General features: G+C 70.6%; 8 protein-coding genes. 7 read left to right on the forward strand and 1 reads right to left on the reverse strand.

Annotated features, from left to right (window positions below; translation table 11 throughout):
- The first annotated feature begins 30 nt into the window (after positions 1-30).
- From ACPT94_RS22530 to ACPT94_RS22560, 7 genes are all read left to right on the forward strand, one after another.
- The gene (locus tag ACPT94_RS22530) at positions 31-1422 is read left to right on the forward strand and encodes an MFS transporter (RefSeq protein ID WP_425246677.1); all 1392 of its coding nucleotides are present in this window, start codon (positions 31-33) and stop codon (positions 1420-1422) included.
- 137 nt (positions 1423-1559) lie between these two features.
- Positions 1560-2858 carry an ABC transporter substrate-binding protein gene (locus ACPT94_RS22535; RefSeq protein ID WP_360345623.1) on the forward strand — a complete coding sequence of 433 codons (1299 nt, stop codon included), beginning with the start codon at positions 1560-1562 and terminating at the stop codon, positions 2856-2858.
- Complete coding sequence (locus tag ACPT94_RS22540; RefSeq protein WP_360345624.1) at positions 2855-3820, forward strand: carbohydrate ABC transporter permease; 966 nt, start codon at positions 2855-2857, stop codon at positions 3818-3820. Before ACPT94_RS22535 ends, ACPT94_RS22540 begins: the two co-directional genes overlap by 4 nt.
- On the forward strand, positions 3817-4641 hold the full coding sequence (locus ACPT94_RS22545) for a carbohydrate ABC transporter permease (RefSeq protein ID WP_360345626.1): 825 nt from the start codon (positions 3817-3819) through the stop codon (positions 4639-4641). Before ACPT94_RS22540 ends, ACPT94_RS22545 begins: the two co-directional genes overlap by 4 nt.
- A gap of 13 nt (positions 4642-4654) precedes the next feature.
- Positions 4655-6904: an alpha-xylosidase gene (gene yicI, locus ACPT94_RS22550; protein WP_425246678.1), complete on the forward strand. Its 2250-nt coding sequence runs from the start codon at positions 4655-4657 to the stop codon at positions 6902-6904.
- Positions 6904-7911, forward strand: coding sequence for a LacI family DNA-binding transcriptional regulator (locus ACPT94_RS22555; protein ID WP_360345630.1), 1008 nt, complete (start codon positions 6904-6906; stop codon positions 7909-7911). Before yicI ends, ACPT94_RS22555 begins: the two co-directional genes overlap by 1 nt.
- A gap of 111 nt (positions 7912-8022) precedes the next feature.
- Positions 8023-10929 (forward strand): glycoside hydrolase family 3 C-terminal domain-containing protein, encoded by a 2907-nt coding sequence (locus tag ACPT94_RS22560; RefSeq protein WP_425246679.1) that lies wholly within the window; start codon positions 8023-8025, stop codon positions 10927-10929.
- On the opposite strand, the gene ACPT94_RS22565 is transcribed toward ACPT94_RS22560, so the two are convergent.
- Positions 10916-11278, reverse strand: coding sequence for a hypothetical protein (locus ACPT94_RS22565; protein ID WP_360345634.1), 363 nt, complete (start codon positions 11276-11278; stop codon positions 10916-10918). The genes ACPT94_RS22560 and ACPT94_RS22565 overlap by 14 nt on opposite strands.
- Between the last annotated feature and the right edge of the window lie 218 nt (positions 11279-11496).

Below are 11496 nucleotides of genomic sequence, written 5' to 3' on the forward strand. Positions count from 1 at the left end.
CCTTGATCACCGACGGGCGACGGTGGACGCATGCCGCAATCCAGCCCCGAGACCCGCCTCTACACCGTCACCGCCGACACCCTCGTGGCCGTCGACCTCACCCCGAGAACCCGAACACCCGGAAGCGGAACACCCGGAACCCGAACACCCGGCACGCCACCTCCTCAGACCGGAACACCCGGACCACCCAGGACCCGCACCCGCACCCACACCGGCATCCGCCCCCTCGCCCCGTACCGCCGCCTCCTCGCCGTCCCCGGCGCCCGCGCCTTCACCGCCGGGAACCTGATCGCGCGCCTGCCCATGGGCATGTTCAGTGTGAGCGCGGTCGTGATGATCGCCGGCTCGCGCGGCTCGTACGCCCTCGCCGGCGCCGTCACCGCCACCGGCCTCGCCGCGACCGCGCTGGTCGCGCCCTGGACCGCGCGGCTCGTCGACCGGTACGGGCAGGCCCGGATCGCCGTACCGGCCACGCTGCTTGCGGCCCTGGGCAGCCTCGCGCTGGTGCTGTGCGTGCGGTACGGCGCCCCGGACTGGACCCTGTTCGCCGCGTACGCCGCCACCGCGACCACACCCAACACCGGCGGCATGTCCCGCGCCCGCTGGAACCACCTCCTGAAGGGCGACCCGGACGCCCTGCACACCGCGAACTCCTTCGAACAGGCCGCCGACGAGCTGTGCTACATGCTGGGCCCGGTCGTCGCGGCCTTCCTCTGCGGCACGTTCTTCCCGGAGGCGGGCACGCTGGTCGGCGCGGTACTGCTGGTCACCGGCGTCCTGGTCTTCGCCGCCCAGCGCTCGACCGAGCCGCCTCCCCACCCCCGTACGAGGGCCGTGTCGCCGCTGCGCTCCCCCGGGATCCCGCCCCTGCTCGCCGTCTGTCTCGCACTGGGGGCCGTGTTCGGGGCGACGGAGGTCGCGACGCTCGCTTTCGCGGACGCGCGGGGGCACTCCGCGGCGGCCGGGGTCGTGCTCGCGCTCCAGGCGGCCGGCTCGTGCGCGGCCGGGCTGGTGTACGGGGCGCTGAAGCCGGCCGGTCCGGCCGCCCGGCGCCATCCGTGGACCGTGGCCGCGATGACCGTCCTGCTCACCCTCCCGCTGCTCGCGGCCGCCGGCGTCGGCTCGCTCCCCCTGCTGGCCGCCGCCCTCCTGGCCGCCGGGACGGCGACCGCTCCGGCGATGGTCACCACCATGGCCCTCGTCCAGGAACGCACCCCCGAGGGCCGCCTCAACGAGGGCATGACCCTGGCCGTGACCGGCCTGCTCGGCGGCATCGCCTGCGGCAGCGCGACCGGCGGCTGGGTGGCCGAGCACCTCTCCCCGGCGGCCGGGTTCGGGGTGCCCGTGACGGCGGCCGCGACGGCCCTGCTGATCTCCCTCGCCGTCACCTCGAAAGCCGCGCTTTCCCGCACGCCCCATTGACGTGCCTTCCGCGGCCACCTACCTTCGCCCGTCGAAGCGCTTCGACGTCACGCATCGAATCGATTCGACGGCCCCTGCGTGACGACCGTTCCTGCCCACAAGGCTCGAGAACCATCCGGCTCCCCTGGAGGCACAGGATGTTGACGGCACGAAGGCGTGTGGTGGCGAGTGCGGCGGCGGCCCTTGCGGGGACCCTGCTCCTGGCTTCCTGCGGTGACTCGGACGGCGGCGGCTCCGCCGACGCCAAGACCCTGCGGCTGTGGCACTACGAGGGCCCGAACAGCGCGATGGGCGTCGCCTGGGCGGAGGCGATCAAGGAGTTCGAGGCCACGCACCCGGGCGTGAAGGTGACGTTCGAGGAGAAGAGCTTCGAGCAGATCCAGAAGACCGCCCCGATGGTGCTGAACTCCTCCGACGCCCCCGACCTCATGGAGTACAACAAGGGCAACGCGACGGCGGGCCTGCTCTCCAAGCAGGGCCTGCTGACCGACCTGTCCGCCGAGGCCACGAAGCGCGGCTGGGACAAGCTGATCGGCCCGGGCGTGCGCACCACCAGCCAGTACGACACGAACGGTGTGATGGGCTCCGGCAAGTGGTACGGCGTGCCCAACTACGCCGAGTACACGATGGTCTACTTCAACAAGGACCTCTTCGCCAAGTACGGGATCCCCGAGCCGAAGACGTTCGACGACCTGGTCTCGGCGATGGACACGTTCGTCGAGAACAAGGTCACCCCGCTCGCCAACTCCGGCGCCGAGTACCTCGCGCAGCAGTACGTCTACCAGCTGGCCCTGTCGAAGGCCGACCGCTCCTGGGTCGACTCCTACGAGCTGTACAAGGGGAAGACCGACTTCCACGACGCGGCCTGGACGTACGCGGCCGACACCTTCGCCGACTGGGTGAAGAAGGGCTATATCAGCAAGAACTCCACCAACACCAAGGCCGAGGAGGCCGGCGTCTCCTTCATCCAGGGCAAGGCGCCGATCCTGTTCTCCGGCAGCTGGTGGTACGGCCGCTTCCAGGACGAGGCGAAGTTCGACTGGGGCACGACCCTGTGGCCGGGCTCGAACCTCACCCTCGGCTCCGGCGGCAACCTCTGGGTCGTCCCCAAGAGCGCCGAGAACAAGGAACTCGCCTACGACTTCATCGACATCACCATGTCGAAGAAGATCCAGAACCTCCTCGGCAACAAGGGCGGCGTCCCCGTGGCGGCCGACGCCGCCGCCATCACCGACCCCAAGGCCAAGGAACTCATCACCGACTTCAACACCCTCTCCGGCCGCGACGGCCTCGCCTTCTACCCGGACTGGCCGGTCCCCGGCTTCTACGACGTCCTCGTCTCCGAGACCCAGAAACTGATCACCGGCAGCGCCGAGCCGGACGCCTACCTGGACGCCTTGCAGGAGGCGTACGACAAGGGCGCGCCGAAGCGATGACGGTGGCCGTCGAACGGGACGGGCGGGTGACCGGCGGGCAGGACAGGGCCGTTCACCCGCGCCGGCCCCGGAACTCGTACGCGCTGTTCCTGCTCCCGGGCGCCCTCGCCTTCCTCGCGGTCGTCGTCGTCCCGTTCCTGATGAACACGGGCCTGAGCTTCACCGACTGGCAGGGCGTGGGCAGCCCGAACTGGTCCGGGCTCGCCAACTACCGCGAGCTGATGGGCGACTCCGAGTTCTGGGAGTCCTTCCGGCACAGCCTGTTCATGGTCGTCGCGATGGCGGCGGTCCCCACGGCGATCGGCCTGGTCCTGGCGGCCGCCCTGTTCGACTACGTCGGCAAGCACTTCGGCAGCCGCACGGCGGCCGTTCTCCGCGCCTGCTTCTACCTCCCGCAGGTGCTGCCGATCGCGGTCGCCGGCATCGTCTGGAGCTGGATCCTCGCCCCCGAGAACGGCTCGCTCAACGAGTTCCTGAAGGCGATCGGCCTGGACTCCTGGCAGCAGGACTGGCTCGGCGACCCCGACCTCGCCCTCTATAGCGTGATGGGTGTGATGGTGTGGGTGCAGCTCGGCTTTCCGCTGGTCGTCTTCATGGCCGGCCTCCAGCGCGTCGACCCGCAGCTGTACGAGGCGGCCGAACTGGACGGCGCCGGCTGGTGGCGCCGCTTCTGGCACATCACGCTGCCGCAGATCCGCCCGGAGATCCACGTCGTGCTGACCTGGTGCACGATCGCCGCGCTCAAGGTGTTCGGCGCGGTGTACGTCCTGACCAAGGGCGGCCCCGGCGGCGCGACCGACGTGCCCTCCTACTTCTCCTTCACCACCTTCTTCGAGAAGACCCAGGTCGGCTACGGCGCCGCGATCTCCACCGTGCTGACCGTGATCATCCTCGCCCTGTCCCTGGTCGGGCTGAAGCTGCAGACCAGGGCGGAGGACGCGGAGGAAGGGGTACGCGCATGACGACGGCCCTACGCCGTTACCCGGTCCTGGTGGCCCTGTGCCTCGCCGCCCTCTTCATGATCGTCCCGTTTCTGATCGTGGCGGTGAACGCGGTCAAGTCCCCGGCCGAGTACTCCCAGAACGGCCCGCTGAGCCTCCCCGACGGCCTCTACCTGGACGGCCTGAAGGACTTCTGGGAACGCGTCGACTACAGCCAGAAGCTGGTCAACTCGGTCCTGATCAGCGGCTCGGTGGCGCTCCTGGCCGTGGTCCTGTCCGTCCTGAACGCGTACGCGATCGGCATCGGCAGGGTCAGGGGCCGCACCTGGGTCCTGGCCTTCTTCGTGCTGGCGAACATGCTGCCGCAGGAGGCGCTGGTCTACCCCGTCTACTACCTGAGCAAGCAGGCCGGCCTGTACGACACCCGGCTCAGCGTGATCATCGTGTTCACGGTGATCCAGGCGGCCTTCGGCACGTATCTGCTCTCCTCGGTGCTGGGGAAGTTCCCCCGCGAGATCATCGAGGCCGCGCGGATCGACGGCGCGACCAGGTGGCAGGTGCTGTGGCGGATCGTCGTCCCCGTGAGCCGCCCCACCCTCGGCGTCCTGATGGTCTTCTTCTTCATCTGGACCTGGAACGAGTTCCTGCTCCCGCTGGTCATGCTGATCTCCAACGACAACCAGACGGTGTCGGTGGCCCTCGGCGTCCTGCAGGGCCAGCGGCTGATGGACGCCACGATGACCAACGCGGCCGCGCTCCTCGGGGTGCTTCCGGCCCTCGTCTTCTTCCTCGTCTTCCAGCGGACGCTCACCCGCGGCATCGCGGTGGGAGCCGTGAAGTAAGGACCCCCCACCTATGAAGTTCACCGATGGTTACTGGCTGCTGCGCGAGGGCGTCACGGCCGCCTACCCGGCCGAGGTGCTCGACGTGAGCGAGTCGGACGGCGCCCTGGAGATCCACGCGCCCACCCGGCCCGTCCGATCACGCGGCGACCTGATGACGGGACCGGTCATGACGATCACCGTCCACACCCCGATGCCCGACGTCATCGGCGTCACCCTGACCCACTTCACGGGCGAGCAGCCACGCGAGCCCGCCTTCGACCTCACCCGGAGCGAGACGGTCCCCCAGGTCTCCTACGACGACGAGCACGCGACCCTGACCTCCGGCGCGCTCTCGGTGCGTGTGAGCCGCGGCGGCCCCTGGCACGTCGAGTTCCTCGCCCACGGCCGGGTCCTCACCTCCAGCGGTCCCAAGGGCATGGGCATCATGCGGGACTCGACCGGCGCCCACTACCTGCGCGAACAGCTGGGCCTCGGCGTCGGCACCAGCGTCTACGGCCTCGGCGAACGCTTCGGCCCGCTGGTCAGGAACGGGCAGGTCGTCGACGTCTGGAACGCCGACGGCGGCACCGCCACCGAACAGGCCTACAAGAACGTCCCCTTCTACCTCACCGACGCGGGCTACGGCGTCTTCGTCGACCACCCGGGCAAGGTGTCCTTCGAGGTCGGCTCGGAGACGGTGTCGAAGGTGCAGTTCAGCGCCGAGACCCAGGAGCTGACGTACTACGTCGTCCACGGCCCCACCCCCAAGGACATCCTCCGCAGGTACACGGCCCTCACCGGCCGCCCGGCGCTCCCGCCCGTCTGGTCGTTCGGCCTGTGGCTGTCGACGTCCTTCACGACGTCGTACGACGAGGACACCGTGACCTCCTTCATCGAGGGCATGCGGGAGCGCGAACTGCCCCTGTCCGTCTTCCACTTCGACTGCTTCTGGATGCGGGAGTTCCACTGGTGCGACTTCCGGTGGGACCCGCGGGTGTTCCCCGACCCGGAGGGGATGCTGACCCGGCTGAAGGCGAAGGGCCTGCGGGTGTGCGTGTGGATCAACCCGTACATCGCCCAGCGCTCCCCGCTGTTCGCGGAGGGCAAGGCGCTCGGGCACCTCCTGAAACGGCCCGACGGCAGCGTCTGGCAGTGGGACCTGTGGCAACCGGGCATGGCACTGGTCGACTTCACCAGCCCGGCCGCCCGTGACTGGTACGCCTCGAAGCTGGAGGCGCTGCTCGCGCAGGGCGTCGACTGCTTCAAGACCGACTTCGGCGAGCGCGTCCCGGTCGACGTGGCCTGGTCCGACGGCTCCGACCCCGAGCGGATGCACAACTACTACACCTACCTGTACAACCGCACCGTCTTCGACGTGCTGCGCAAACACCGCGGCGAGGGCGAGGCGGTCGTCTTCGCGCGGTCGGCGACGACCGGCAGCCAGAGGTTCCCGGTGCACTGGGGCGGCGACTGCGAGGCGACGTACGAGTCGATGGCCGAGTCACTGCGGGGCGGGCTGTCGCTCGGCCTGTCCGGCTTCGGCTTCTGGAGCCACGACATCGGCGGCTTCGAGGGGACGCCGACACCCGCGCTGTTCAAGCGCTGGCTGGCCTTCGGCCTGCTGTCCTCGCACAGCCGCCTGCACGGCAGCTCCTCCTACCGCGTCCCATGGCTGTTCGACGAGGAGTCCGTGGACGTGCTGCGGCACTTCACCCGGCTGAAGCTGCGGCTCATGCCCTATCTGTACGAGGCCGCGCGCGTCGCCCACGAGGAGGGGACGCCGGTGATGCGGGCGATGGTCCTGGAGTTCCCCGACGACCCCGGCTGCGCGCACCTGGAACGGCAGTACATGCTCGGCCCCGACCTGCTGGTCGCGCCCGTCTTCAGCGACGAGGGAGACGTCACCTACTACGTCCCCGAGGGCACCTGGACCCACTACCTCACCGGCCGCGAGATCACCGGACCGCGCTGGGTGCGCGAGCGGCACGACGTCCTCAGCCTGCCCCTGCTGGTACGGCCCGGGGCGGTGATCCCGGTGGGCGCCCACGCCGACCGGCCCGACTACCCGCACGCCGACGGGGTCACCCTGCGCACGTACGGCCTCCGGCGCGGCGCCCAGGTGACCGCGCGGGTCGGGGAGGTCACCTTCACCGTCGTCCGGGAGGGGGACACCCTGCGGGCCTCCTGCAGTGATCCCTCGGCGCCGTGGGCGCTGGCGGCGGGCGACCGGCTCGCCCGGGCCCGGGCGGGCACCGGCTTCCTGACGCTGGAGCTGGACTGATGGTCAAGATCACCGACGTGGCACGGCACGCCGGGGTCTCCCCCAGCACCGTGTCCTACGCCCTCAGCGGCAAGCGCCCGATCTCCGAGGAGACCCGGCAGCGGGTCGAGTCGGCCATCCGCGAGCTGGGTTACCGCCCGCACGCGGGCGCCCGCGCCCTGGCCAGCAGCCGCTCCAACGTGCTCGCCCTGGTCGTGCCGCTGCGGACCGGCATCCACGTCCCGGTCGTCATGCAGTTCGCCGTGTCCGTGGTGACGGCAGCCCGGCGCCACGACCACGACGTCCTGCTGCTGACGCAGGAGGAGGGCGAGGAGGGCCTGCGCCGGGTCGCGGACACGGCGCTGGTGGACGCCCTGATCCTGATGGACGTCCAGCTCCACGACCCCCGGCTGCCACTGCTGCGCTCCCTGGACCGGCCGTCCGTGATGATCGGCTTCCCGCAGGAGGCGGCCGGGCTGACCTGCATCGACCTCGACTTCCGGACGGCGGGCGAGGTGTGCGTGGAGCATCTGGCGCAGCTCGGACACCGGGTGGTGGCGCTGGTCGGGTCGCCGCCGGAGGTGTACGTGCGCGGGACGGCGTTCGCGCAGCGGGTGGTGCAGGGCTTCACCGCGGCCGCCGACCGCGGCGGGCTCGCCTCCGCCGTCCACCCCTGCGAGGCCACGCCCGCCGCGGCCCGCCGGGTGGCGGAACAGCTCCTGCGGGAACAGCCGGCGTTGACGGGTGTGGTCGTCCACAACGAGGCGGTCCTGGAGCCCCTGGTCGACGCCTTCGAGCAGCTCGGACTGCGGGTCCCCGGCGACCTGTCGGTCACGGCGATCTGCCCCGACGAGCTCGCCGCGAGCCTCCGCGTGCCCGTCACCTCCGTCGCGCTGCCGTCCGCGGAGGTGGGCGAGCGGGCGGTGGAGCTGCTGATGACGAAGCTGGCCGGGGACGAGGTGCCGGAGGCGAGCCTGCTGCCGCCCCGGCTGACGCAGCGGGCGAGCACGGCACCGCGCCCCGCCTGACCTGTTGCGCCCCGCCTGACCTGTTGCGCCCCGCCTGACCTGTTGCGCCCCGCCTGACCTGTTGCACCCCGCCTGACCTGTTGTGCAAGGCCCTACTGAAGGAGCCGTGTCATGAAGGGCAAGAGAAGAAGACCCAGAACCACGCTCGTCCTGGCGCTCGCCCTCGTCGCGAGTCTCGCCGCGGCCGTCCCCGCGACGGCCGGCCCTCTCCCCTTCCGGGACCCGTCCCTGTCCGTGGACCAGCGGGTCGACGACCTGCTCGGCAGGCTGACCCTCGACGAGAAGGTCTCCCTCCTCCACCAGCACCAGCCCGCGATCCCCCGCCTGGGCATCCAGTCCTTCCGCACCGGCACCGAGGCCCTGCACGGCGTCGCCTGGCTCGGTGAGACCACCGTCTTCCCGCAGGCCATCGGTCTGGCCTCGACCTGGGACCCGCAGCTGATGGAGCAGGTCGGCTCGGCGGTCGGCGACGAGGCCCGCGGCTTCCAGCAGGAACGCCCCGACGGCTGGGGCCTCAACCTCTGGGCCCCGGTGGTGAACCTGCTGCGCGACCCGCGCTGGGGTCGCAACGAGGAGGGCTACAGCGAGGACCCGAAGCTGACCGGCGCCCTGTCCACGGCGTACGGGAAAGGTCTGACGGGCGGCGACCCGGACCATCTCAAGACCGCGCCCACCCTCAAGCACTACCTCGCCAACAACAACGAGTGGCACCGCACGACCACCTCCTCCGAGCTGCGCCCGCGCGTGGCCAAGGAGTACGACGAGGCGGCCTTCCGACCGGCGATCGCGGCGGACGCGGCCACGGGTGTGATGTCCTCGTACAACCTGGTCAACGGCCGCCCCTCGACGGTGAATCCGGACCTGAACGACGTCGTCCGCACCTGGACCGACCGTGACCTGCTGAACGTCACCGACGCCTTCGCCCCCGCCAACCTCCCCGGCGAGCAGCGCTACTACCCCACCCTCGCCGAGGGCGACGCGGCCGCGATGAAGGCGGGCATCGACAGCTTCACGGACAACAGCGCGGACCCGGGCCCGACGGTCGGCGCGATCACGTCGGCACTGGGTCAGGGCCTGCTGGCCGAGTCGGACATCGACACGGCGGTCTCCCACATCCTCTCCGTGCGGGTCCGCCTGGGCGAGTTCGACCCGGGCGGCGGCAGGTACGGCGCGATCGACACGTCGGTGATCAACAGCCCGGAACACCGGAAGCTGGCCCGCGAGGCGGCGACCGAGGGCGCCGTCCTGCTGAAGAACCAGGCGCACACGCTCCCCCTGAAGACCTCGCAGAAGGACGTGGCCGTCGTCGGCCCCCTCGCCGACACCCTCTTCACCGACTGGTACTCGGGCACCCTGCCCTACGCCGTCACCCCCGCCGACGGCATCGCCGCCAAACTCGGCAGGGACGTCACCTCCCACGAGGGCGTCGACCGCATCACGCTGAGAGACGCGGCGACGGGCAAGTACGTCACGGCGGGCACGGGCGCCGCGGGCGCGGCACTGAAGGAGAGCGCCGAAGCACCCACCACCGAGGCCCAGTTCGACGTGTTCGACTGGGGCCAGGGCGTGCTGACCCTGCGCTCGGCGGCCAACGGCCGCTACGTCGGCTACAACTGGTCGAACTTCGTCAACGACCAGGTCCAGCCCGGCGGTTGGTTCGCCCAGCAGCAGTTCGAGCTGGAGACGCAGCCGGACGGCACCTACCTGCTGCGCTACGCGGGCTACGAGACCGAGGAGCCGTGGTGGTCGAACCCGGTCTACCTCGGTCCGACCGGGACGGACGGCACCCTCGGCCTGGTGGCGAAGGAGCAGGCCGCGCACTACGCGAAGGACGTGGTCAGGAGCGGCCTGGACGAGGCGGTCGCCGCGGTCAGGGGCAGGGACGCGGCGGTCGTCGTGGTCGGCTCCAACCCCTCGATCAACGGCCGTGAGGCCCACGACCGCACCGACATGGCCCTGGCCCCCGCCCAGGAAGCCCTGGTCAGAGCGGTCCGCAAGGCCAACCCGAACACGGTCGTGATCGTCGAGAACAGCTACCCCACCACGCTCGGGACGCTCCAGAAGGAGGTCCCGGCCCTCCTGTGGACCTCCCACGCCGGCCAGGAGACGGGCAACGCGCTCGCCGACCTCCTCTACGGCGACGCGAACCCCTCGGGCCGCCTCACCCAGACCTGGTACCGCTCGGAGGCGGACCTCCCGTCGATCCTCGACTACGACATCATCAAGTCCGACCGCACCTACCAGTACTTCAAGGGCCGCCCCCTCTACTCCTTCGGCCACGGTCTGTCGTACACGACCTTCCGCTACGGCGAACTGCGGCGCGTGACCGACGGCTACGAGGTGAAGGTCACCAACACGGGCAGCCGGGCCGGCGACGAGGTCGTCCAGCTCTACACCCACCAGCGCGCCTCCCGCGACAAGCAGCCCCTGAAGCAGCTGAAGGCGTTCCAGCGGGTGTCGCTGAAGCCGGGCGAGACAAAGACGGTCCGCCTGAAGCTCACCACGTCCGACCTCGCCCACTGGGACGTCACCCGCTCGAAGTGGGTGGTGGAGACGGGCACGTACGACATCCTGGTCGGCGCGTCGTCGTCGGACCTCCGCAGCAGCGTGTCCTGGCAGGTCACAGGCGAGACGATCCCACCCAGGGACCTGTCAGGAGCGACCCGCGCCGAGAACTTCGACGACTACTCCGCCACCCGCCTCGTCGATGAGTCCAAGGTGCGCGGTACGGCGGTGGAGGCGACGGCCGACGGGGCCTGGCTGCGGTTCAAGGACGCCCGTCTCAACTCACCCCAGCGCCTCACGGCCCGCGTCGCCGGCACCTCACCCGGCACGGCCGAGATCCGGCTGGGCTCCCCCACCGGCCCGCTCGCCGGTACGGCGCGCACGGACGGGACGGGGTCGTCGTACACCTACGAGACGGTGACGGCGGACCTGTCGGCGGCGGCGAAGGGGCGCACGGACGTGTACCTGGTGCTGAGCAAGGGGCTGCGGCTGTCGACGTTCAGTCTGCGCTGACCGGGTTGCTCAGGCGTGTCCCCAGCACGGCGCTGGACACGCCCTGGACCCCCTCGTAGGTCACGGTCCGCCGGGGCCGAAGTTCGCGGGCGAGCCGTTCGGCCAGGTCCTCGCCCTCTTCGTGGAGGCGCCGGAACGCGGCGTCCCAGCGGGCGTCGTCCCGGTCGGCCAGCCAGGTGTTCATGGCCGCGTCGATGTCCCTCGCCCAGCCGTACAGATCGGTGACCAGGGCGTCGGACAGGCCGAGAGCGGCGCGGGGGTCGTCCGGGGCGAAGTCGTCGTGGGCGTCCCTGCGCAGCGGGTGCGCGTGGTACTCGCCCAGGACGGTGATGTGCAGCAGGTCGCTCACCGGGCCTCCTCGGTACGGCTTCGAACAAACGGCCTCGAACACAAGAAACCCCGCCGCTCGAAAGCGGCGGGGTTCTGGTTCACATGGGATGAGGGGGTCTGGGGGTCATGCCCCCAGATATGCGGCGAGGTGGCATGTGCTCGCGCTTTCTGCGAGCACATGCCACCTCCATCTCGTGGAGATGGCGGGAATCGAACCCGCGTCCAACGGTGCGGAAC

Source organism: Streptomyces aurantiaciflavus (genome assembly GCF_049808595.1).
Lineage (GTDB): Bacteria > Actinomycetota > Actinomycetes > Streptomycetales > Streptomycetaceae > Streptomyces.

What these genes read in the sequence shown, in the direction of transcription:
- ACPT94_RS22530 (WP_425246677.1), top strand. Translation starts at nt 31, where the DNA reads ATGCCGCAATCCAGCCCCGAGACCCGCCTCTACACCGTCACCGCCGAC.
- ACPT94_RS22535 (WP_360345623.1), top strand. Translation starts at nt 1,560, where the DNA reads ATGTTGACGGCACGAAGGCGTGTGGTGGCGAGTGCGGCGGCGGCCCTT.
- ACPT94_RS22540 (WP_360345624.1), top strand. Translation starts at nt 2,855, where the DNA reads ATGACGGTGGCCGTCGAACGGGACGGGCGGGTGACCGGCGGGCAGGAC.
- ACPT94_RS22545 (WP_360345626.1), top strand. Translation starts at nt 3,817, where the DNA reads ATGACGACGGCCCTACGCCGTTACCCGGTCCTGGTGGCCCTGTGCCTC.
- yicI (WP_425246678.1), top strand. Translation starts at nt 4,655, where the DNA reads ATGAAGTTCACCGATGGTTACTGGCTGCTGCGCGAGGGCGTCACGGCC.
- ACPT94_RS22555 (WP_360345630.1), top strand. Translation starts at nt 6,904, where the DNA reads ATGGTCAAGATCACCGACGTGGCACGGCACGCCGGGGTCTCCCCCAGC.
- ACPT94_RS22560 (WP_425246679.1), top strand. Translation starts at nt 8,023, where the DNA reads ATGAAGGGCAAGAGAAGAAGACCCAGAACCACGCTCGTCCTGGCGCTC.